Consider the following 23,962-nt stretch of genomic DNA (forward strand, 5'->3'; position numbering starts at 1 on the left):
CCCATAAGGGACTTGCACCCTCTAGATTAATATTTTACCTTTCGGTAAAACAAAAGATGCCCATACTGGGCACACACACCGTATAAAATTAATGGCTAGTGCAAGCCTACTTACGAAAATCCTCGTGGATTTTCTATTCAGTCTGTAATTGCTAAATTAGTTGCTTAAACCACGCAACTAATCTTATACAAACACGTTGGCAAAAATTAGAACGCAACCTTTTTAATACTTTGCATCTTCTTATTAAGAAACAAAATGAAATACCAATGAAAAAACAAATTTTAATTTTAATTATTCTTGGAACATTATTCTCTTGTTCTAATAATGATGATGACAATTTACCTCAAACTATTGAAATGAGAATCAACCATTTTCAGAATACTGGAATTGCTGTAGGTCCAGTGTTGACTTTACTCGTTCAAGAAGGAGATGAAATTGGAACTGATAATTGGACGAAATTCTACTCGAATATTGAAGGATTTAATTACAAACCTGGAACTATCTACAATTTATCTGTAAAGACAGAACCAATAAGTAACCCACCGGCGGACGGAAGTTCAATAAAATATTCTCTTTTAGAAATAGAATCAACTCAAGAAGTTGATAATGAAACTCTTTTTGACATAGATTTAAAAATAAACGGAGAAAATTTTATAACTACAGACAATGGTTTAGAGTTACTTAATCAAATAGGCATTGACTGTAACAATCTTTGTAACGAATTAGAAACATTGTTACAGAATCAAGATGTTGTAGTGGGAACTTTTAAAAGAAATTCTAATAGTGAAATTCAATTAATAGAACTTGAATAAAAACTGTTGCCAATGACGTATCCTATGAAAAGCCCTAGTCCAGTTCTTTAAAGTTACTATTTGATTTTTAATTATCTCATAATGTGGTTTTTGGGGTGTTGAATCGTTGATAATTCCGATAGGATTATCAATCATTCAATACCTATATAACTTGCTCAGCATCCTATATGTGGTCCATACTTCAGAGCGGCCACCAGCATCTGTATGATTGTAAGCTATAATAAGTTTGGTCACTTGCTAACCGATGTGATTCCCGCAAATACGGGATCACTTACATTGTTTTGTGATCCAAACTTTGCCACTTCTTTAATTGAGCTTAGTTATGGGTTTATTATTCTACAACCCCTATTTCGTAGGGAACCCCTGTTTTTATTACCGCTAAGGTGCGGCTTAACAATTTACGCGCTACCTTAACGATTACAGATTTTACGTTCTTGCCCTGATGTTTGCGATAATAGGCTTGCATCACCGGGTCTGTACGTATAGCCTGCCAGAAAGCTTCTATAAAGTAACTACGTATCAATCGGTGGGCTCGCATACTCACTCCGGTATGTCTTATAGTATCACCGCTTTGGTAAATACCGGCAGCTAAACCTACATAACCAGCCAAGTGCTTGATGCTGCTAAAACGACGCAGATTCCCAAGCTCACTAAGTATACCACTGGCCACAATGGGACCTATTCCCGGGATACTGCGTAACAACATATAGTCCTGCTTAAAATGAGTTTTGGTATGTCGCCTAAGTAATGTAGATACATCCCGAAACTCCTGATCTATAAACCGAAAACTACGCAAACGGCTACGCAAGACTTCTGTACCGGTATCATACTCAAATTTCAGATCATCTAACCAGTGCCTGAAGTTATGGCTCCAGTGATCGTTGTCCTACTCCGGCGGTATTTCTATGCCATAATACAACAACTGCATTTTGATATAGCTTTTGATCTGACGCAGATCCTTGACCAGATCATTGCGACGGCGAAACAGGCTACGTAATTGCTCCCGGCATTTATCGGGTACACAAATACTTGCTAACCTGCCGTCCTTGAGTTCGCGGGCGATCAACTGCGCATCAATACGGTCAGTCTTTGTAAAACGTTCTTTACCCTTTCTAAAAATATCTGCTGGATTCACTACCAGGGAACTCCAACCATAACTCTCAAAGCACCGGTGCGCGTAGTAGCCGCAACATCCAGCTTCATATGCAGTGGTTACCTGATAATCTCCATAATGCTTGGTGACATACGCTTTTAAGGCGTCAGGACGAGGTAGCATACTAAAGGTCTTACCGGATGAAAGATCGGTTGCACAATGTATTTTCCAACTACGCTTGTGGATATCAATGCCAATGAATAACTTAGGTGTTGCAGTTTGTTGAGTTTCCATATCTTATGATTTTTGTGAATCTTAAAGATACTTGACAAGCTGCTTTTACATAGATGCTAAAAAATCATGGCTACCCTTCGGGACAGCAACACTTTTTAGCCGAACCGTTACCACACATTTGAAAAAAACAATCGTCATAGCATTAATAACCATTTTGATTTTAATATTCATAGTATTATCAATGGGTGGTGGACACGGATTTGTCTGGCCAGCCAAAATTGTTTATCCATATTCGATGATAATAAGTGTGCTTAATAAGCAAATCGGAATTTTGGCAATTACTATCGCTATTTTTCAAGTTCCCATTTACGGAATTTTAATGACTAAAAAACCGAAATGGACAATCATAATATTCGGTATACATATCGTTTCGGCAATTATCTGTCTGAGTTTACCAACCGAAACTTTTAGCGGATGAATTTGAACGAATTTTTAAAAGTAAAAACAAATTATCTCGGAATTGGAATTAGGACAGTTCTGTTTTTTGGAATTCTGTTACTTCTGATTTTTATTGAGATAATTGCTTTCTTTTTGATTTACGGCTCTGGAGCAACTTCAAGCAGAATTGCGGAATTATGGTACGTTGATTTAATTTTAAACTATCTTCCCATTCTTTTGGTAGGTGGATTTTTAGTTTTTAAAATAATTACAAAATATAAAAAACGGGAATTCGTAAAATTCAAAACGAATTTGATTACACTTTTGCTTTTGGTATTACTCTTCTTGTTTAGAAATCAGCTCGAGAATCTGATTTTATAAAATAGAAATAAAAACGTGTGGTAACACCGTGTATAGCTCATTGCGGCTGAATTCCTAATCGGAATTCATTGCAATCTGCTATCTTTCGGCTACAGCGGAAAGAATCCTGCGGATTTTTCCGCAACGAAATCATAGCCAAACCCGTTGCAATTAATTAAAAAACGTTGAAATCAATTGAAAATTAGTATTTTGAACTACATAGTTTGCGGAATACTAACTCTGACCTTAGCCAGTTGCGGAAATAAAACGCAATCGGATTTTGTTTACTCAAAAGCGGACAAAAAAGTAGAAATGGTTTTAGAAAACAATGCGGAATATTTAGTTGTGGGAAAACCGACCAAAGCAAATTTTGTAACTGAAAATATAGACAACCAAAAGTTTCTGATATTCGGCCCTGGAATTATGGTAAATCAAGCCGAAAAAGATGGTTTCCGATTTACAATTACGCCGATTGAAAACACTCTTGTTGACGGAAAATTAAAAATCCAAGTAACTGAAAATGTAGAAAACGGAGAGAATTTTACTACTACTTTTTTAGTACCAGTAAAAACAAAAAAAGAATAAAAAAACTAATAGCAACTCCGTGTAAAAATAATTGCTTGGTTCTCGCCTATTCGGAAAATCCTGCGGATTTTCCTCTGGTTCGTTCCATTTTAGTAAGTTAGTTGCTTGCACACGCAACTATCCTTACACAAACACGTTGTGCGCAAGCCAAAAAAATATGAGTAAAAAACTGATTTTCAGAATATTTTTATTGTTTTCTCTTATTTTGATTGGGTATTTAATCTTTCCAGATTCGGATATACCAGAACCAACTAAGGATTGGGGTAATTCATTCATTGAATCAACAATAAATCCAGAGGAAACGGACCAAATTTTTAAAACATTAATTGAATATAAATCAATAGCTCCAGACAGCGTTATCAACTCGCAATTATTACCATTTTTGATAAAAGACAAAGAATTTACAGAAGATGGGATTTCCGTCCCCTCACCACCACCTTCATTAAATGGAACTTATATAAATGAAGAATCCCTCGTTTCTTTTTTAAATTCAGATCAGTTCATAAGAAAACCAGGATTTGAAAACAACAAATTCTTTTCAAAAGAAAAGGATCTAAAATATTTAAAAAAACAAATTGAAAAATCGAAAAAACTGGTAAAGCAAACGAATTTAAATAGTTTTTACCCTGCTTATAAATCTGACAGAAATGAAAAAGATAGTTATCATTTTTACACACCTCTTTTTAATAGTGACAGTACAGAGGTTTATATCCAAGTGGATTTCTATGAAGGAGTTTATGGTGACGGAACTGGTTACTTACTTCTAAAAGAGAACGGCGCGTGGAAAGTTGTAGCATCAACTGGAATTTGGATAACTTAACAATAAAATAATGGAAAGCGCATAACAATATATAAAAACAACGCTTCAACCTCTCTTAAATTTAAAGTCAGCTTTTGCTAGTTTAGTGACTTGTCCTGCGGACAATCAAACTCGGCCGCTCGCACAGTTTTATACGAACCGTTGTAAAACATTTTGAAAAAAATCATCGTCATATTTTTATTAAGTAGTCTGCTAATGAATTGCGGACAAAATAATGGCGAAAAAAAACAAATTACGATTGAAAAACCAATTCAACATTTTTTAAGTTTTAGCTTAGTTGATAATAGTTTTGTAGAATACAATATTGATACCCTTGCTAATTTTAATGAGTTTCTAAAAATAATGGATGAAACGGATTGCACAAAAGAGTATGCTCTATTTAATTTAGAAACGGATGAAAAAATTTATAAAATACAACCCTTACAATTTTGCGAAAGTATATTTGATTTTAAGTTAAGAGAGATAATCTATATCAATACGGATAGCATAACCGTAAACTACGAAATAAAATATCCGATTGATAGCTTGAAAATAGTTCTTAAAAATCATCTCATTAATCCAAATAATGATAGAAATTATTCTCTATCTAATGAAAAAAAACTGATAAGTATAAATGTTGACAGCTCAAAAAATATTGCAGAAACAAAAGACTTATTACTAAAGATAATAAAAGATATAAACGAATTAAAGGCAAAGAAATATGTCAATTTTTTGTTTGAGAAAAGAGGGATATTTCCTAAACCAATTATCGTGAAATAAAAACGTTTTACAACAGCGTATATAGCTTATAGCTAATAAGTTGCTTAATCGAAGTTAAGGCATATTTGCAAGGTCGCCAAATTTTTTAATTTGGCTTATTGAGAAAAAAGATAATAAGAAAATTAAAAAAATCGGCTCGTGCTTAACCAAAAAATCATTGCTAATTTGCACGCTACTTGCCATATACAAACACGTTGGCATTCATTGAAAAAACGAAATGGAATCAGAAAATACATTTAAGACAAAAACGGGATTTTGCCATATCCTTCCTGACAAAATTGTCTTGACAAGAGACGGGGTAGTTGGAAATATGGCTAAAGTAACTGTTGGAAAAAACATTGCAAGAATCCTTCTAATCTACGGAGCAATAACAGTTGGACTGTTCTATTTTGCTTATGAGGCATATAAAAATGGACAGACCTTACAGCCAATTTTATTTGGACTAATCGGACTATATCTGATTTACGGAATTGTAAGTAGTCTTGATAATTCAGCGACACCAACTATCGACCGAAATAAAATAAAAGATGTAAAACTGAAAAAAGCTGTTAAAGGACTGACTCGTTCGAGATTTGAAGTGCTGTTCGAAGATGAGAACGGAAAAATCAAAAAACGACTGATTATGCTTCCAGGCTCATTGACTGACGGACAGAATGAAACAGAAAAGGCTGTTGAGATAATGAGAGAAGAACAACTATTGAAATAAAAAAACAACGAAATGCCAATCGAGTAGGCGGCCGTGAGCGGTAAGCCCACGGTGCAACTCTCACACCATCGTACGTACGGGTCTCGTCCCGTACAGTTGTCGGGACGGCGGTTCGTAATCCATCACTCCAAGGCTCTTTAAACCCTTGGAACTATCCTCTAGTTTAAGCATAGGCTATGAATCATCATTCCTATGCGTATTTTAAAGAGAATTACGTTCAGTCCTTCCCTAATTGTGAGACCTATGCAGTTTTGCTGCAACTCGTTTCCTTTAGGTACTAGGACCGCTGCTGACTTCTCCTATACCAACCCGTGATATTGGAGACCTCCCCAGGTAAGAACATCTTCTTTCCCCCGATCCCTGCCGTATCTACATAAATGCACTTTGGGTATTCTTTGGGCTTTACAATGATGTGGTTGCTTACCCGTACATAAATGCCTCTGTATACGATTCCTGTTTAGCCTGTCCTGAGCAGCGTCGAAGGGTCAGTACCGGGTTTTGTAGTCCCGCTTTACTCATTCTTTTCTATTTGGATTTTATGGTATTCGTGAATGCTTTGCATTTCTTCAGATGTGACCTCACGATCACCACCCTTGCGGCTTACTAGTGGTTCAAAGAGCCTGTCCTGAGCCTAGTCGAAGGATTACCCCTGCCCATAAGGGACTTGCACCCTCTAGATTAATTAACTACATTTCTGTAGTTAAAAGATGCCCATACTGGGCACACACAAAACCTAAACTGCATTAAAACGCAGTTTAGCCAAACCGTTGGCACCAATGCAAAAACGAACTATGAAATTAAAACTAATATTCGTCTTTTTTATACTATTTTCAGCTAAAACCTTTGCCTGTTCCTGTGCAATTAAGCCTTACTTTAAAACAAAAGAAGATTTAGACGAATATAGCTTTATCGCACACATAAAAGTTAATGGAATAAAAAAGGCTGAAAACATTGAAACGGACTCGTATGTTCACCTAATGAATTTCGAAATATTAGAATTATATAAAGGAGAGCAAATAAATAACATTATTGTATCTGGCTCTCATCCATTACTTGAAGGTTGGACATCTTGTGATTTAGGAGAAAGAGTAAATGATGAATGGATAATTTTCGGGTATTACAATGAGCATTTAAAGAAGTTAACAACTGGGTATTGCACTCGTTCAAAAAGGATAAAAGTATTTAACGGATTTGAGGATATTAAATATCCCAACCAGTTGACTTTAAAGAAAAAACTACAACAACTATTTGAAATAGAAAAAAATGAACCGAAATATGACGGAAAGAGAATAGAGTATTACCAAAATGGAAATAAGCAATTGGAAGAAAATTATGAAAATGGGATTTTAAACGGTCCAAGAATGTTGTGGTATCCTAATGAAACTCTCCAAAGCACACAAAATTATAATAATGGAAAGAAAAATGGAGTTTTTAAATGGTTTTCAACTAAAGGAAATTTAACTAAAACTGAAAAATTTAAGAATGACATTCCAATTGATACAACAACGATTTGGAGAGAAATAGATACATCATATTTACATTTAAAAATTTACTCGGATTTAAACGACGTTGATTTAAAACAGTCTAAAAATATTTTATCTAAAAGGAAAATTTGGATAGAAAGAATATTTAACAGAAAAGGGCAAATACTTTCAAATATTGTTTACAGACAAAATGGAGAAAAAGAAAATGAGACAATTTATTATCCTGAACAAGACAGAGAGATAGTTAGATATTTTCATAAAAACGGCACATTAAGTTCAGAAATGTTTAGAGAGAAGGGTATTGAAACTGGAATCTACAAAGAATGGGATGAAAATGGTGTCTTAATTAAAACTTGGGAATTTGATGAAAAGGGTAAAACCAAAGAAGAAACTGTAAAAAAATATTAAAAGTACTGGTGCCAACATCGGTTCATCACAAATTACGAGTATTGTGGAGAAAGTGTAATTTTAGAAACCAGGAAAGAAAATGGTTTAGCCGACAAGTCCGCGTCCCTACTCCCGCAAATTTCTGTAGACAAGACAGTTGCAGCTATTTTTAAAATGACTCTAAACGAATTAAAAACAAATATAAAGTGGTGGGAATCCAAAAGGTGGATATATAATGTTCTAGTCGGACTATCTGGTATATTGACCATATTTAATGTTGTAGCGGAAAGCCCCTATAACTGGACATTTGACGACACCATTGGCGTTATCATTTGGGGAATTGGAGCTAATATTTTTATTCTTTGGGAACCTTAGTTGAACTGTTTGATTGGTACTATTTGAAAAACAGACTTGGAATAAAAAGATTTAGATTATTCTTTTTTATTTCGGGCATATTTTTGAGCTGTCTCTATACTTTTTGGTGTGTTATGGCATATTTTTTATGGTCAGTATGGTAATCAAACGAGATACAAAACCCGCAACCATTCCACAAACCTCTAATTCTTAAAAAATATCACTGATTCAAACCTACCGAAGCCTCGGGATTATTCCAGCCTTTATTTTTTATGTAACTTTGTGTCTTGAGAGTCTGAAAAGATACTAGAAGGCAATACGAAAAACTGCTATCCCTATTATAGAAGCCTGAGTCTGTAAACCAAAAACGGCCTTACGTATTTCCAAAAAAGGAAAAACCCTCTTTACTTTCAACCTGTAACACGCTTTTAAAATAATCTGACAATACGAGTTCGCGCGGTTCGCGATCTGGAGCAAATTCCCTGATGCTTTAAAAAAAGTTTTAGGACTCCGGATCTTTCATACCCGCAAGGCATACGTATTAGAAAAGACCGAGTAACCGCCTATGCCTACCGTATTACCACAATCCCTTCAGAAAGATATTCACACCATCACGCAGATTAGCGCCGTGCCGTCTATCTTAAATATCATTTGCCAGACCACCGGAATGCGTTTTGCCGCAGTCGCTCGCGTTACCGATGAGCGGTGGATTACCTGCATGTCTAAAGACGAAATTGAATTCGGGCTTCAAACCGGCGATGATTTGGTCCTCGAAACCACCATTTGCAACGAAATCAGGCAACATGCGCTTCCCGTTATTATTGAAGAGGTAACTAAAAATGCGACATTTTGTGAACATCCTACCCCGGCTCAATACGGCTTTCAGAGTTATATTTCCTTTCCCATCTTTCGGAAAAACGGCGAATTCTTTGGTACCCTTTGCGCCATAGACCCCAAACCCGCCAAACTGGATACTAAAGAGGTACGCGATTTATTTGAACTCTACACCCAGCTGATTTCTTTTCATATTGATGCCCTTGAAGAGTTAAACCAGTCCAATCAAAATCTGCAAAAAGAGAGAACGATTGGTGAGTTACGCGAAACCTTTATCGCTGTTTTGGGCCACGATTTAAGAAATCCTGTTGGTACCACCCGTATGTGTGCAGACATCCTGCTCAAAATGGATCTTCCTGAACTTGCCAACCGCCAGGCCAGTACTATAAAAGCAACGTCCTACCGTATGCAGGGACTTATTGACAACCTGCTTGATTTTGCCAAAGGGCATCTGGGTGACGGCATCAGGCTCGAACTTTCAAACAATAAGCAGGCGCTCAAAAAATTGATCCTGCAGGTTTGTAAAGAAATTGCAACTGTAGAACAGGAGCACGAGATCACGACCCAAATTCAGTTAAAAGAAGAGTTTGAATGCGACATCAACCGGGTGGGTCAGCTACTGTCTAACCTGTTAAGCAATGCCGTCAAACACGGCGACCCAAACAAACCCATACGCATGGCTGCCCTTGCAGAAGACGGTTGGTTTACCTTAACGGTTTCGAACTTTGGCCCTCAAATTCCGCCTGCTAAAAAAGCAGAGTTGTTTAAACCCTTTTTTACGACCAATGCCACCAACAACAAGTCGGGATTAGGCCTGGGACTCTACATCTGCTCTGAAATCGCCAGGGCCCATAACGGAACCATGCAAGTTGAATCAACAACGGAACAGACCAAGTTTACATTCAGTATGCCCATCAAAGCGCAGAAAAAAAATCAGCCAGCAGACTAATTAGATTTTAAATTCCGGAAAGATTACCCGTATCTTTAATCGGAATACCTGTACCCACCAAAACCAGAATCGGTATGAAAGATGATAAACTCGCGGTCTTAATAGACGCAGATAATGTGCCTTATGCTAACATCAGGGAGATGCTGGTTGAGATTGCCAAATACGGCAACCCCACGATCAAACGAATTTATGCCGATTGGACCAAACCCAGCCTTTCGGGTTGGAAGAACGTCTTGCTTGAAAACGCCATCACGCCTATACAACAATACAGTTACACGCAGGGAAAAAACTCAAGCGACAGCGCCCTGATCATCGATGCGATGGATCTGCTGTATGCCAAAAAAGTAAGCGGCTTTTGCATCGTGTCCAGTGACAGCGACTTTACCAGGCTGGCCACACGCCTGCGGGAAGCCGGTATGTTTGTGATGGGTTTTGGTGAAAAGAAAACCCCTAAGCCCTTTATTACTGCCTGTGATAAGTTTATTTATATTGAAATTTTAAAAAAGCAAGCCCCCGCTCCTCAAAGCAGCAGTACCAAAAGCAAGCAAAAAACCAAAGCAGAGAGTTCAAGCGTCAATAAAATTGATAAAGAACTCACCACCCTGATACGGGAAAGCATCGATGAGATTTCAGATGAAAACGGCTGGGCATTTCTGGGTACTTTGGGCAGCTACATCATCAAGAAAAAAACAGACTTCGACCCCCGAAATTATGGGTTCCCCAAACTCTTTCCGTTGATTAAACACCTCAACACCTTTGAGATTTCCGAAAAAGAAACCGGGGATAACAACATCAGGCATATTTATGTCAAGAATAAGTAAGCGCTAACGCACCAAATCAACGTAGCAGATTCACGAGTTCCAAAATCCAATAAACCATTAGAACTAAAGCATAAAACACCTTGGTCAAGACCCTAATAGTTCTCAATTTGGTGAGTTTAATAAAAATCGGGGATCTTTCCAAAATGCTGCATTCAATTGCAGGCCATTGCATACAATTGCACGGTTTAGCACGGTTTCGCATACGCTCGCATAGTTGAAGGCAAATAACAGCCACTTTGTTCGGGCTTTGTTCGAGGATGCTTCGGGAATCGTTCGGAAAAACATAGGTTTTCCCGAACAAAACCCGAACAATACTGCTACCTAATAGCTCTACTACCGAATTTAAAAGATTAAAACTCGATTGAAAACGGCTCTGTTTTTGGGTCAAAACCGGGGCTCAGGCAAGGCAACTCCCAGGCATCCCCTGGGCAAAGCCTAGGATACAGTATGAAGAGTGTATGAAAACAGCTTTTGAAAAGCATAAAATTCACATTTCCTTAACATTTCTCAGGCTTTTATAAAGTAGCTGAAACTTTACAAAACAGACAGCCCCTATAGGCAGTTTAAACCAACAGCTAAGAGGATGATTCCATAATTTAAGATTCCTAAGCCATACGCTCAGGCCCAGACCATTTAGCCTGAACAGGCTTAAAAAAACACCTATGAAAATCAAGCAGAAGCACACAGCTTTTAAGGGAAATTTTAAAGGGGTATGATGCAGGTTAGTTTTAAGATGTTACAAGGCAAGCCTTTTAAACAAGCTTATGCCGACTAGGCACGAGCCGGACAAACAAAAATTTAAAGCGACAGTTTATTAGAAACTGTCGCTTTTTTTAATGATCCTTGCCTTAATTACTAAACGCCGTAAGCATTTGGTACTCGTCTAGTTTTCCCGAAGATTTATAATCTTCCTGTTTTACCATCCCTACGCCTTCTGCGATCCATATTTTGGTAGTGGTGTTTTTAGCAAAAAGCATCTTAGTATCCACATTTTGAGTGATCACCAAACACTCAAACGTACCTGCAGGGGTGGTTACCGATTCCCGGCCGATCACTTTGCGATCTGTAGTATAAATATGGAAATTCATGTTTATAGCCCCGCTTTTTACTGCGATATCCGTTTTAATATCCGGCAGCCCCTGCCCTACTTCTAAATTGTTGGGCAGTTCAAAATCGGTTCCTGTGATTGCTACAGAAGCGTCTTTACCGTCTAACTGTTCCTGCATGGTTTCTTGAAGCATCTCATTAAGATCCATTGTGATCTTTCCTCCGCTACACAAAATATGAAAATTAGCATCTACAGTGGTTTTGTCTTTTTTAAGATTGGTAACCGTCGTATGCACCGTGGCTTTCAAAGGTATCCCGTCAGTCACCGCTACAATTTCATTCTTGGTAAGCGTTAAGGCATTGTCTTTTTTATCATAAGTAGTGACCTCATAGCGCACCCCTTTGTTTATAGGGTAATAGCTGCTGCAGCTTTCCTGTGCCATCCCTGTTGCGGTAACAAGAAGCACGAAGAGCAACGTAAGTTGTTTAAATAGTCTTGTTTTCATAATCTAGCGTTTGATTCTATACATTTAACGTTCAATGTATTAAAAGTAAATGCATTCTTCTTAAAACTAAAATTTGATATCAAAAAAAGTATACGTCTCAAAGGATTCTTAGAACTCCTACACCCGTGCGTTATTATTGGGTATTTTTGTTGGTGCCCTAGCACAGGTACTTGATTCATCTAAAACAGAAGCCCAGGTGTTTACAATTGAAACGCATACCGCCCTTCCGCAAGAAAACCCCATACGCCTGCAAGAATACGGCGTGGGTATTTTTAAGAGCTTAGCGACCAAGTCGGCTTTAAAAAAAGTACTCAAAAAAAAGCAAATTACCGTTGATGGATCTTTAGCCTCCACAGCAACCTGGATAACAGGCGGAGAACGTATCGTTTTAACACGTCCTGAGGCTGAGACTCAACAAAAGAAACTCGTATTTCCAGTACAGGTTTTATACGAAGATGACTATTTAGCGGTGATTCACAAGCCTGCCGGGATTTTAGTAAGCGGTAATCGTTTTAAAACCATCGCCAACGCCTTACTACAAAATTTAGAATACAGTCCGTTGAAAGATAAATGTAAACCCCAGCCGGTGCACCGCCTGGATTTTGCAACTACAGGCGCACTACTCGTGGGAAAAACCCGAAGCAGCATCCGGTTACTCAACAAACGCTTTGAAAATAAAGAGGTGACCAAAACTTATTATGCCGTAACTATAGGCAACATGCCTGCAAACGGAGCAATTAACCAACCCATAGATGACAAACCGGCAACATCGCTATTTCAGGTTTGTGATACCGTCGCATCGCCACGTTTTGACCAACTCAATCTTGTGGAATTAAAACCCCTAACCGGACGCAGGCACCAACTGCGCAAACATCTTTCAGGTATGGGCAACCCCATATTAGGCGATCGGGATTACACGTCTGAAGCCTTGTTATTAAAAGGAAAAGGCATGTACCTGCACGCGTATTCGCTCAAATTTCAGCATCCGTTTACAAATCAGGATCTGCTTATAACAGATGAATTACCAGAAGGGTTTACAAAGTTGTTTAAGGACCACTAACCGCTATTTTAAATTTAGAAGCTTGTCCCATAAACTTTCTTCGTAAATTTCAGAAAAACAATCTTATTCAAGTCGCATGATGCATCTCATTGTAGGCAATACCGGTTCCGGGAAAACCACTTATGCAAACCAGCTTAAAAGCAATACCAACGGCATTCTTTTTTCTATAGATACGTGGAACAACACGCTTTTTATTCCCGATAAAAAGCCCAAACACAGCCTACACTGGTTTCTGGAACGTATTGAACGATCGGAAACTTTAATACTTGATCTTATACACCAGCTGGAGCAGGCCCATGTGGATAGTATTCTTGATCTGGGTTTTTCAAAAATTGCACACCGCCAGAAATTCAGGGATTTTGCTCAAAAAAACCAGTACAAGTATTCTATGCATTTTTTAGACGTCCCAAAAGCTATTCGTTACAAAAGGGTGATGCAACGCAATACCGAGCAGGGCGCTACCTTTGAATTTAAGGTGAGTGAAACAGATTTTGATTTTATGGAGAGCTGGTTTGAAAGACCCACGCAAGGCGAACTCGAGAATACGCGGATTATCACGAATTAGAAGTGGATTAAAATCTGGAGCCTGTAACCCCATATTCCGGATATCCATTTATTTCCCAATTGCGGCAAGAGCTTTCTTTTCCTTTACTATTCAAAAGTATATTCTCAGTATGTACTAAGCTAAAATCCAAGCTTTGTTCTACTTAATTTACAATGTAGTTAGCATCGTAGCATAATGCGGATTTAGCTATTGCAAACGCTTGTTTTAGAGAGGGAGTATTCTTGGATAAATCTGTAAATATTGGACCAAGTTCTGAGGTTAAAAGCAGCATAATTTGTGCGAAAACAGCAATTACACATTTAAACTATATCGGGAATAGTACTAATAGTACTATTGGACAAAAAGTTAATTTCAAAGGAGGTTCAATAGCAGCAAACCATTACAATGAAAGAGCGGACAAAAGGATTTTAGTAAAATGCAAAAATACTGTAATCGACACCGGAGTCGAAAAATTCGGAGCGTTGGTCGGAGACAATTCGAGAATAGGTGCGAATGCAGTTTTGTCCCTAGGAACAATTTTTGAAAAAAAGTCGATTGTGAAAAGATTAGAATTAATTGAGCAACTATAACGGAAAAAAAACGGGCTTAAAACAATACTAATCGTTGCACACCCTCATAACTTTTAAAAAAAGGCATTCGTTTAAACCGTTCCGAAATCTATCGGGATGAGCGGCTTTTTAGTTTTATACCGGTGATAGAGGCTGGACGTAAGATGCTTGATTGAGCTAGCTGTTGTTCTATGAACGTTTTTAGCTCAAAATACAAACGCAGTATTTCATTTCCGCTGCAGCATCCATTCTTCTAAAAAATTTAAAAACCTAAAGTGCAGATTATAAGACGTTCAGTCTAACCGACTCTTTTGATCTTACATTAGGTCCAAATAGTGGCACGGTTTTTTCAAAAGCTTTTCAAATCAAAAAACGAAAAATCTACTCTATGTTAAATACACTACGCCTAAGTTTCCTGCTATTTACTCTTACTTTCCTCTTAGCCTCTTGTGAGCGCGACGATGAGATGCTTCAGCAACCTGATTTCACTATAAAGCCTTCCCTCAATTTTAAAATTGAAAGCACCTACGACAACGGCTGGATCAAAAGTGCCCAGTATCAAAACATAGACGGCTCACCCACAGAAGTATTTGAATATTATGAAAATGGCTTTATTAAATCGGCTCAGGTCTATGCGAGTTATCCGCAGCAGCATCTTTATATGGAGGTAAGTCGAAGCGAAGACAACCTGCCTTTGGAGTCAACATACTACCGCCCGGATGGTTCTGTATGGTTTACTACAGCATATGAAGCTGGGTTGCTCAGGCAAAAAACGGTGGTTGATACCTCTGGTACCACGGTATACGCGTATCAAAATGGCGAATTAGTAAGTACCACCTTCACTAACGCAGCTACAAACAGCATCAGTACCACGACCTACGATCGCGCGACTGACACGAGACATTTTACTGTGGTAGCAGGTGAAACAACATTGTTTGATCAAGAATATCCATACCACGAGACAATGGGTGCCGGTATAGACACCCAAACACAAGCACCATTAGGCAACCCTTTTGGCGCTGTTGAATCGTTTTACCTCCCTTTGTACCAAAGCTTTTCGAAAAGCCTTTCTTGGCAGCACGATGCAGATCCTATAAGTATGATGTTACCCTACCGCTTATTTGATACGTTTTATAATCCGGGCAACTACTTTGCTACACAATTTACCGTTGCTACCGACTTGTATCAGGCGGTTATTGAACAGTACCCTGTTACCGAAAATGGCGTCATGATGGCTGGCGGTAAATATGAAGCAGGTATCGATAGGTTAGAAAATTCGTTTGCTATACGAGATTCTCTTTCTAAAGTTCGCCAAGCTGACCCTGAGCGTTATAAACAAAAATATGGAGACGCATATCTTCATAAAGTTGGCTACGGAAAATACTTTTTCATCATAGGTGCCGTACGCAACCTACCCACCGATGAAAACACACAACAGATGATAAAAGAGGCTGCCCGTAAAAAAATCAACAGCTTAACTCAGGAGGGTGTTGAGCTCACTTCGGAAGAGCAAAAACTGCTTGCAAAAGTATGGTTTGAATTAAAGTTTTTCTCTACGCTAAAAGCGCATACCCATGGCATTGTGATCAACAGCTTACAAGACTATGAGCACGCGCTGCAAGAAATTAATGAAGCTGATGATGCCGTAATTCAGTTGCAATACAAAAGTGTAGACAACCTTTAAGCTCTATTAGGATCTGATGTAAAAGCCTCCAAAACGGTCAACCTATTTTAAAATTATTCAGGAGTTACTTCTCTCAGCCTCATAATCCCGATAGCGGAGAGTTAAGCTTTCAAAAAAAACAGGTGCTACCCTGCTTTGCCGTTTGCCTTTCAAATACCGGCCTTAAGGACTTTCTAACGGGGCGATAGTATTTAGGCATTCTTAGTCAGAAAGCTTAACTTTCAACCCTAAGTATGGCATAGTGCTTAAACACAACATCCCCAGAATAAAAGTCTATGAAAAACAACCTCACCGATATGATGGGTTTAGATCTCTATCTCTCCCAGCTAACCGATAAAAAGTATCAAAAAACAAAAGCTGCTCTCAAAAGTGCCAGCACTACAGCTATGCCCTTACTCAGTTGGGATATGTGTATGCAAGGACGCAGTAAGCAGCTAGAAGCAGCTCGCAGGCGTATGGAGCGGGATTATATGTTTAAACAGGCGAAAAAATTCAAGTGGAGAAATGACATCAAACAGGTGTTTTCTGAAACCGCTTACGAAGCTTTAATTCTTACGGATGCAAAACAACATATCCTTTGGGTAAATGATGGCTTTACAACAATGACCGGCTATTCAAAAGAATTTGCACTCCATAAAAAACCTGCCTTTTTACAGGGCAAACTCACAACTGCCGATAGTAAAGAGAATATCCGTCAAAAACTAAAACTCCAGCAGCCTTTTCAAGAAGTCATCATCAATCATAAAAAAGACGGCGAACCTTATACGTGTGAAGTTAAGATCATTCCCTTATACGCTGAAAAAACCACACACTTTATTGCTTTTGAAAGACAAGTCAGCTCATGAATTTAGAACAGAAAATCGCAAAATCGCGTACTACCATTTTTAAAGCGGTGTTTCCAAACACCACCAATCATTACGACACGCTCTTTGGAGGTACCGCAATGCAACTGATGGATGAAACCGCTTTTATTACAGCCACTCGTTTCAGCCGGCAACAAATGGTAACGGTAAGCAGTGATAAAATAGATTTTAAAAAACCCATTCCTGCAGGTACAATTGTTGAACTGATAGGCTGTGTCACCCACGTGGGAAATACCAGTTTAAAAGTTGGTGTAGACATCTTTGTTGAAGAAATGTATACGGAGTCTCGAGAAAAAGCAGTCTCTGGTGAGTTCACCTTTGTAGCAGTTGACGAGAATAAAAAAGCCGTAAAAATTCTGTAAATCCTATCTGGAACCTAACCTCAAGTTATTCCAGCACGGGGTCGACTTTGAGGTCTATAGCAATTTGAGCAGAGGATAAGATATTATAAACGGACAAGCGCTATCTAAAAGGGGATCCGGTCCTTATCAATATGAGATTTCAGAGCTCAACATTGCTCTAAATTGGATGCTGTCAAGCAATTCTAATTTCAATACTCCTTATTTCGAGATCATTCAAGACAAGCTCAAAAACCGGGAAGATCAGAACACTTCATCAACTGCTAATATTTACCAAATGCTACAGGCTGCCTAATAGGTTCTTTTTATCTTGGGCGCCATGCAAAAAGAGAATAAACAAAATACATCAGCACAGGGCTATGTAAGCGTAAAAGGTGCCCGTCAGAATAACCTGAAAAATGTTTCTGTAGAAATTCCCCGTAATACACTCGTGGTGTTTACAGGGATCTCAGGTTCGGGAAAATCCTCACTGGCTTTTGGTACCTTATATGCCGAAGCTCAACGCCGCTATCTGGAATCGGTTTCTCCCTATGCCCGGCGTCTTTTTAATCAGATGCCTATTCCAGAAGTTGATGAGATCATAGGCCTTCCGCCCGCAGTGGCCTTACAGCAACAACGCAGTTCGGGTTCTACGCGTTCAACAGTAGGATCGGTAACTACGTTATCCAATTTGTTGCGTATGCTCTACTCCAGAGCGGGGGATTATCCTGCAGGTCAGCCCCTACTCTATGCCGATTCGTTTTCAACCAACACACCAGAAGGGGCTTGCCCCGAGTGTCATGGATTGGGAAAAATATATACCGTAACCGAAAAAAGCCTTGTTCCAGACGATACCTTAACCATTCGAGAACGCGCAATAGCCGCCTGGCCCAAAGCCTGGCAAGGGAAAAACCTGAGAGATATTCTGGTTACACTGGGTTATGACGTAGATATTCCTTGGAAAGAGCTTCCACAAGAACAACGCGACTGGATACTTTTTACTGAAGAAACGCCCACCGTTCCGGTCTATCGCGACCGCAGTCCGCAAGAAGTTCAGGAAGCCCTAAAACGCAACGAGCAACCCAGTTATAAAGGTACGTATACGAGTGCTAAAAATTACATTTTGCATACGTATGCAAATTCGCCAAGCGCATCGATGAAAAAGCGCGTTGCTCCATATATGATAGGCACTACCTGCCCTACCTGTAACGGCAAACGCTTGCGACCAGAATCTCTTTCGGTGACCTTCGCCGGTTATGATATTGCTGATATTTCAAGCATTCCGCTTCAAAGATTACACGCAATTTTTAGTCCTTATAACGATGGCTCAGCTCCTGAGTTAAAAAAACTAAAGGCTACCAATCAAGAAAAAGCAATCGTCACACAACGCATTGCCGAAGATTTTGTGGGTCGTATAGACGTACTATTAGATTTAGGTCTTGGTTATTTATCATTAGAACGAAGTACACCTACCCTATCACCGGGTGAACATCAACGTTTACGGCTCGCTACGCAAGTGCGTAGTAATTTGTTTGGAGTGGTTTATGTGTTAGACGAACCTTCAGCGGGTTTGCACCCGGCAGATACAGAGGCATTACTCAGAACTTTAGCGATGTTGAAATCTGGAGGAAATTCCATTTTCGTAGTAGAACACGAGCTAGAAGTCATTCGTCAGGCCGATTGGCTGGTTGATGTAGGTCCCGATGCCGGAGCTGGCGGTGGTACGGTTTTATACAGTGGTCCACCGGAAGGTTTAAAAGACTGTATCGCGTCAAAAACGAGAACGCATCTGTTTAATGAGCTTCCGCATCAACAATCAAAACGACGTGAGGCTAAAGAATGGCTGACCCTTTCAGGCATTACCAGAAACAACCTCAACAAACTTGAAGTTTCATTTCCGTTAGGTGTGTTAACCAGTGTTACCGGCATTTCAGGTTCCGGTAAGAGTAGTCTGGTCAGTCAGGCTTTGGTTGACTTGATGAAAGAACATCTGGGCAACGCTACTGCTGAAGAAGAAACCGAAGATCTGCTACAAGAAGAAGTAAAAACTTTAGGTGGTCATATTTCTGCTGGAGCAGAACATTTAAAACGTATGGTTGTAGTAAATCAAAAACCCATAGGTAGAACGCCACGATCCAATCTGGCTACCTACACCGGTTTATTTGATACCGTAAGAAAGTTATTTGCTTCCACAGAATTAGCAAAATCCCGGAAATATAAAGCCGGTAGATTTTCATTTAACGTAGGCAAAGGACGCTGCCCCAATTGTGAAGGAGAAGGTGCCGTGATGGTAGAGCTTCTTTTTCTCCCCAGCGTTTATGCTCCTTGCCCCGTTTGTAACGGTACACGATATAATGATCAAACGTTAGAGATCACCTATAACGATAAAAATATTGCACAGGTCCTTGATATGACGGTATCACAGGCTACTTCTTTTTTTGAAGAAGATCCCAGCGTAAGCAAACCGCTTAGGTTGTTAAAAGATGTTGGATTGGGTTACTTACGTCTGGGACAACCCGCCACCGAACTTTCGGGAGGAGAAGCGCAACGCATAAAACTCGCTAAAGAATTACAACGTGGAAACAGGGGTAAGACAGTGTATATTCTAGACGAACCCACAACAGGTTTACATCCTACCGATGTAGAAAAACTACAAACACAACTGAATAACCTGGTGGAAACTGGTAATACAGTTATTGTTGTTGAGCACGATATGCAGGTAATTGCGGCCAGCGACTGGGTTATAGATATAGGGCCGGGAGCCGGTGCTGAAGGCGGTAACATTGTAAGTGCAGGAACACCTGAAACTGTCGCAGCAAATAAGCAAAGTAAAACAGCTCCCTACTTAAAAAGAAGTTTAGCGGGAAAATAATCTAAAAATAAAAACATCAAAAAGCAGCTGGATTCCACTTAAAAAAAGAATCTTGTTGAGTACATTTATAAACTAATGCTCTTGTTATGCGCCATGTAACGTTCTTATTGGTTTCGTTTTTTATTTTGACCGGATGCGGAACTAGAAATGTTTTCAATGATCCTATCCCAGATCATAAAACCATTAAGCTAGACTCTAAGTATGTAAACGAAACACGCGTGATCAATATCTGGACGCCTTCAAAATACACTGAAGATGGTACTAAATTCCCTGTTTTATATATGCCAGACGGGGGTATAGATGAAGATTTTCCGCATATCGCAAATACACTAGCAAAGCTTATAAAAGAAAATAAGATTGAGCCCATCATACTCGTAGGAATCAAAAATACGCTGCGCGGAAGGGATCTAACCGGTGCCTCAACAGTAAAAGAACACGAAGAATATGAAATCCCAATGGATGATGGGGCCAAAAACTTTAGAGCTTTTATTACCGAAGAGTTGATTCCTGAGATTGATGCAACCTACAGAACCACCTCAAAAAAGGGAATACTTGGAGAGTCACTGGCTGGGCTTTTTGTGATGGAAACCTTTTTTCTCAAACCAGAAACCTTTGACTTTTATATTGCGATAGATCCTTCTCTGTGGTGGAATGATAATGCGTTAGTTAATAATGCAGAAAGGTATTTCAAAACATTACCCAAACGAGAAACCAGACTTTGGTTCGCCGGCTCTGACGCTGTAGATATTTATGAATTTACAGAAGATCTTGAGGAAAAGCTTAAAACTATTCAACCTCCTAATTTATTGTGGAAGTACAGTCCGGAGCCTGCTGAGCACCACAACACCATTTTTAGAGCCGTTAAAGAAAAAGCCCTGATCTGGAGTTTAAGTGAGAGAGAATAATTCCATTTTGATTTTAAATCAGGAGTTTTTGATGGCTCCTACTGTTCTAATGTTTCAGCAACCAGCCGAACATTCTTGACCTCAAAAAAGCGCACCACTTTAGCTACAACCTGAAGCATCTTGCTTTTAGGATTCATGATCTTTTCGGCTAAAGTCGCTATAACTTTATCCCGGTCTTGGACCACATCATCTTTTTGAACAGCTGCTGCATATTCATTGGCAAACAACCATGCGCCGTCTCGGGCTAAATTTATGCTAAAAGAGACCAGTTTATCTTCTTTGCCTTTCCCAATCAGTTCGAGTAATTTAAATAACGGTGACACTTTTCCCATTGCCGCTTTTACATCGGCGACCATCGAAGCCAGCACCTCATTTATTGTATTAAAATCTTGCTCAAAATCAGCTAAAGCATCATCCCCTGTGGTTTGTGCCGCGGCAATACCTAGATCTAGATTGATATGGGCATTTATTCCCAGCAAAAGATGTTGCATAATTAAAGCTTCAGAGATTTTAAAAGCATTTGACCAACTTTGAGTGGGCTGTTTTCCCGCCTTATACTGATGATAAGCTTCGATATACCTATTGGCAAATAGGACGTCAAGCTTTTCCATACGAGGATTATCATCAAATTCGTTGGCTTCTATTCCTACTTTAATACGTCTAGTAACTTTGTTGTACAAAACAGGAAAGAAAACCATACTACTGTTGTTCTGTTTTTCTACCGCTATAATTGCATCAAGGGCTGCGATTACTTCATCAATAGTTGTTGCTGCCATAAGTTGATTTAAAATTTAAGGCTTTTTTGTGTTTTTAAAGACGAAACACCAAACACAAAAAACTGATTTTCAAATATTTAAAAATACCCTTATTTACAATCTTTACTAAGAAATAAATGAAATAACTTAGAGCTACCAAATGCTCCACTTATGAAAGTTGCCTTTTTCAGCACAAAAAAATACGATAAAGACTTTTTTGAACAAACTAACGAAAAGTTTGATCACGAACTTACCTTTTTTGAAACTGCGCTCAATGCACATACTGCATCATTAGCACAAGGTTATGAAGCGGTTTGCGTCTTTGTAAACGACGACCTCAACAAAAAAACGCTTGAGAAACTTGCTGGTTACGGCATTAAACTCATCGCTTTACGTTGTGCGGGTTTTAATAATGTAGATCTGGAAGCAGCAGCTGAAAATGATATTACCAGTGTTCGTGTTCCCGCCTATTCACCACAAGCGGTAGCAGAACATGCAGTAGCGCTGATTTTAACGTTAAACCGAAAAACGCACAAAGCCTACAACAGAGTACGTGAGAATAATTTTTCATTAGATAAGCTTACCGGTTTTAATCTCTATGGAAAGACAGTTGGTGTTATCGGAACGGGCATTATCGGTATTTGCTTTGCTAAAATTATGCTGGGCTTTGGTTGTAAAGTCCTTGCTTTTGACATCAAACCTTCTGACGAACTGAAAGATCTTGGTGTGAAGTATGTAGCAATTGATGAGCTTTTAAAAGAAGCCGATATTATTTCGTTGCATTGTCCGCTGAATGAACAAACGCATCATCTTATGGATGCTGATGCGTTTAATAAAATGAAAGATGGCGCGATGCTTATCAATACGGGACGTGGCGCTTTGATAGACACAACCGCAGTGGTTGAAGCCCTTAAAAAAGAAAAACTGGGCTATCTGGGTATTGATGTGTATGAGCAGGAATCAGGATTATTTTTTAATGATCGTTCTGAAACAATAAATAAAGATGATGACTTTTTAAGGCTTATGTCTTTTCCGAATGTACTCATCACAGGACATCAGGGTTTTTTCACCAGAGAAGCTCTAGAGCAAATTGCACAGGTAACACTGCAAAACCTTAGTGATTTTGAGAACGGAAATGAATTAGAAAATGAGGTTCCCGCATAGGTTTCCTATCTTGCTGTTTAAAATATCTTCATTAATTTGCTTGACATGCCCGTTTCTAATAAAACTCCATTAAAGTCAAAACTACATGTGCGCAATCGCAACCGCGAGCCCTATGATCTGGAAGCTTTATTAAAGGTAAAACCAAAATTAAAAGCTCATATAAAGGAGAACAAATACGGTACGACTTCGGTAGATTTTGCGAATCCTGAAGCGGTAAAATTGCTCAATCAGGCGTTGGTTGATTGTTACTACGGAATTTCAAAATGGGAATTTCCAGACGCTAATTTATGTCCGCCTATTCCCGGACGGGCAGATTATTTGCACTATATCGCTGATTTATTAGGTAAAAACACAAACGGAAAGATTCCGCAGGGAAAAGAAGTTAGGGGCCTGGATATTGGTACCGGAGCCAGTTTGATTTATCCCATTCTGGGCGTTGTAGAATACGACTGGGATTTTGTGGCGAGTGATATTGACCAGATATCTTTAGCATCTGCAGCAAAAATTATAACAGCAAATGAAGCTCTTCAGCATAAAATTGAATTGCGTCTACAAAAAGAAACTGGCTCTATTTTTAAAGGCATCATTCAGCCAGAAGACAACCTAGATTTCACCATGTGTAACCCGCCTTTTCACGCCTCGCGAGATGCTGCAATAAAAGGTACACGTAGAAAAGTAAAAAACCTATCGGGTACTGCTTCTAGCACACCAAACTTAAACTTTGGAGGTATAGGTAACGAACTCATCACTGCCGGCGGAGAGCCTAAATTCATCAAAACGATGATTAGGGAAAGTACCGCATTTGCGAACAACTGCCTCTGGTTTACCACGCTCGTTTCTAAACAAGAAAACCTAAAAGATATTTATAAACATCTCAAAAGAGCGTCAGCAAAACACGTAAAAACGATACCTATGGGAACCGGCAACAAAGTAAGCCGTATTGTGGCTTGGTCATTTCAGAGCAACGGGTAGTCCTTTAAAAACCGTTCTTTTTATAACAAATTCATTAGATCTGTATG

General features: G+C 39.0%; 22 protein-coding genes. 18 read left to right on the forward strand and 4 right to left on the reverse strand.

The window, feature by feature from the left end; genetic code table 11:
- Positions 1-266: 266 nt before the first annotated feature.
- Positions 267-812: a DUF4377 domain-containing protein gene (locus tag DSM03_RS00005; RefSeq protein WP_128762985.1), complete on the forward strand. Its 546-nt coding sequence runs from the start codon at positions 267-269 to the stop codon at positions 810-812.
- A gap of 331 nt (positions 813-1,143) precedes the next feature.
- On the opposite strand, the gene DSM03_RS00010 is transcribed toward DSM03_RS00005, so the two are convergent.
- Together DSM03_RS00010 and DSM03_RS00015 are read right to left on the reverse strand one after the other, a co-directional pair.
- Entirely contained in the window at positions 1,144-1,608 is a 465-nt protein-coding gene (locus tag DSM03_RS00010) for a transposase (RefSeq protein WP_128762986.1), read from the reverse strand.
- 90 nt (positions 1,609-1,698) lie between these two features.
- Entirely contained in the window at positions 1,699-2,199 is a 501-nt protein-coding gene (locus tag DSM03_RS00015) for an IS110 family transposase (RefSeq protein WP_128762987.1), read from the reverse strand.
- A 948-nt stretch (positions 2,200-3,147) separates the two neighbouring features.
- On the opposite strand from DSM03_RS00015, the gene DSM03_RS00020 reads away from it, so the two are divergent.
- The 7 genes from DSM03_RS00020 (at position 3,148) to DSM03_RS00055 (ending at position 10,636) form a co-directional block, all read left to right on the forward strand.
- A complete protein-coding gene (locus tag DSM03_RS00020; RefSeq protein WP_128762988.1) occupies positions 3,148-3,522 on the forward strand; it encodes a hypothetical protein in 375 nt (124 codons plus the stop codon).
- A 157-nt stretch (positions 3,523-3,679) separates the two neighbouring features.
- The gene (locus DSM03_RS00025) at positions 3,680-4,342 is read left to right on the forward strand and encodes a hypothetical protein (protein WP_128762989.1); all 663 of its coding nucleotides are present in this window, start codon (positions 3,680-3,682) and stop codon (positions 4,340-4,342) included.
- Positions 4,343-4,495: 153 nt separating this feature from the next.
- The gene (locus DSM03_RS00030; protein WP_128762990.1) at positions 4,496-5,101 is read left to right on the forward strand and encodes a hypothetical protein; all 606 of its coding nucleotides are present in this window, start codon (positions 4,496-4,498) and stop codon (positions 5,099-5,101) included.
- A gap of 217 nt (positions 5,102-5,318) precedes the next feature.
- Complete coding sequence (locus DSM03_RS00035; protein WP_128761337.1) at positions 5,319-5,807, forward strand: phosphoribosylaminoimidazolesuccinocarboxamide synthase; 489 nt, start codon at positions 5,319-5,321, stop codon at positions 5,805-5,807.
- 791 nt (positions 5,808-6,598) lie between these two features.
- Positions 6,599-7,699 carry a toxin-antitoxin system YwqK family antitoxin gene (locus DSM03_RS00040; RefSeq protein ID WP_161567076.1) on the forward strand — a complete coding sequence of 367 codons (1,101 nt, stop codon included), beginning with the start codon at positions 6,599-6,601 and terminating at the stop codon, positions 7,697-7,699.
- 898 nt (positions 7,700-8,597) lie between these two features.
- Positions 8,598-9,815, forward strand: a complete 1,218-nt coding sequence (locus DSM03_RS00050) for a GAF domain-containing sensor histidine kinase (RefSeq protein WP_128762991.1) — start codon at positions 8,598-8,600, stop codon at positions 9,813-9,815.
- A 74-nt stretch (positions 9,816-9,889) separates the two neighbouring features.
- Entirely contained in the window at positions 9,890-10,636 is a 747-nt protein-coding gene (locus DSM03_RS00055; RefSeq protein ID WP_128761340.1) for an NYN domain-containing protein, read from the forward strand.
- Positions 10,637-11,484: 848 nt separating this feature from the next.
- On the opposite strand, the gene DSM03_RS00060 is transcribed toward DSM03_RS00055, so the two are convergent.
- Complete coding sequence (locus tag DSM03_RS00060) at positions 11,485-12,189, reverse strand: TapB family protein (RefSeq protein ID WP_128762992.1); 705 nt, start codon at positions 12,187-12,189, stop codon at positions 11,485-11,487.
- A gap of 196 nt (positions 12,190-12,385) precedes the next feature.
- Here DSM03_RS00060 and DSM03_RS00065 point away from each other — a divergent pair, with 196 nt between their 5' ends.
- The 8 genes from DSM03_RS00065 to DSM03_RS00100 all read left to right on the forward strand — a co-directional run bounded on the left by DSM03_RS00065 (position 12,386) and on the right by DSM03_RS00100 (position 21,024).
- Positions 12,386-13,249: an RluA family pseudouridine synthase gene (locus DSM03_RS00065; RefSeq protein WP_128762993.1), complete on the forward strand. Its 864-nt coding sequence runs from the start codon at positions 12,386-12,388 to the stop codon at positions 13,247-13,249.
- A 76-nt stretch (positions 13,250-13,325) separates the two neighbouring features.
- Positions 13,326-13,814: a P-loop nucleotide/nucleoside kinase family protein gene (locus DSM03_RS00070; RefSeq protein ID WP_128761343.1), complete on the forward strand. Its 489-nt coding sequence runs from the start codon at positions 13,326-13,328 to the stop codon at positions 13,812-13,814.
- Positions 13,815-14,035: 221 nt separating this feature from the next.
- On the forward strand, positions 14,036-14,383 hold the full coding sequence (locus DSM03_RS00075) for an LbetaH domain-containing protein (protein ID WP_201740387.1): 348 nt from the start codon (positions 14,036-14,038) through the stop codon (positions 14,381-14,383).
- Positions 14,384-14,750: 367 nt separating this feature from the next.
- The gene (locus DSM03_RS00080; protein ID WP_128762994.1) at positions 14,751-16,046 is read left to right on the forward strand and encodes a hypothetical protein; all 1,296 of its coding nucleotides are present in this window, start codon (positions 14,751-14,753) and stop codon (positions 16,044-16,046) included.
- 275 nt (positions 16,047-16,321) lie between these two features.
- Positions 16,322-16,891, forward strand: a complete 570-nt coding sequence (locus DSM03_RS00085) for a PAS domain-containing protein (protein ID WP_128761345.1) — start codon at positions 16,322-16,324, stop codon at positions 16,889-16,891.
- Entirely contained in the window at positions 16,888-17,271 is a 384-nt protein-coding gene (locus tag DSM03_RS00090) for an acyl-CoA thioesterase (protein WP_128761346.1), read from the forward strand. Before DSM03_RS00085 ends, DSM03_RS00090 begins: the two co-directional genes overlap by 4 nt.
- 316 nt (positions 17,272-17,587) lie before the next feature.
- Positions 17,588-20,119, forward strand: a complete 2,532-nt coding sequence (gene uvrA / locus DSM03_RS00095; RefSeq protein ID WP_128762995.1) for an excinuclease ABC subunit UvrA — start codon at positions 17,588-17,590, stop codon at positions 20,117-20,119.
- A gap of 86 nt (positions 20,120-20,205) precedes the next feature.
- A complete protein-coding gene (locus DSM03_RS00100; protein ID WP_128762996.1) occupies positions 20,206-21,024 on the forward strand; it encodes an alpha/beta hydrolase in 819 nt (272 codons plus the stop codon).
- A 38-nt stretch (positions 21,025-21,062) separates the two neighbouring features.
- Here the strand turns inward: DSM03_RS00100 and DSM03_RS00105 are convergent, their stop codons facing one another.
- Positions 21,063-21,800 carry a DUF5995 family protein gene (locus DSM03_RS00105; RefSeq protein ID WP_128762997.1) on the reverse strand — a complete coding sequence of 246 codons (738 nt, stop codon included), beginning with the start codon at positions 21,798-21,800 and terminating at the stop codon, positions 21,063-21,065.
- Between the two features lie 150 nt (positions 21,801-21,950).
- Between DSM03_RS00105 and DSM03_RS00110 the strand changes: the two genes are divergently transcribed.
- Both DSM03_RS00110 and rlmF read left to right on the forward strand, forming a co-directional pair.
- Positions 21,951-22,943 (forward strand): 2-hydroxyacid dehydrogenase, encoded by a 993-nt coding sequence (locus DSM03_RS00110; protein ID WP_128761350.1) that lies wholly within the window; start codon positions 21,951-21,953, stop codon positions 22,941-22,943.
- Positions 22,944-22,988: 45 nt separating this feature from the next.
- Entirely contained in the window at positions 22,989-23,915 is a 927-nt protein-coding gene (gene rlmF / locus DSM03_RS00115; protein WP_128762998.1) for a 23S rRNA (adenine(1618)-N(6))-methyltransferase RlmF, read from the forward strand.
- Positions 23,916-23,962 lie beyond the last annotated feature (47 nt).

It is taken from the genome of Leeuwenhoekiella aestuarii, assembly GCF_004104055.1.
Lineage (GTDB): Bacteria > Bacteroidota > Bacteroidia > Flavobacteriales > Flavobacteriaceae > Leeuwenhoekiella > Leeuwenhoekiella aestuarii.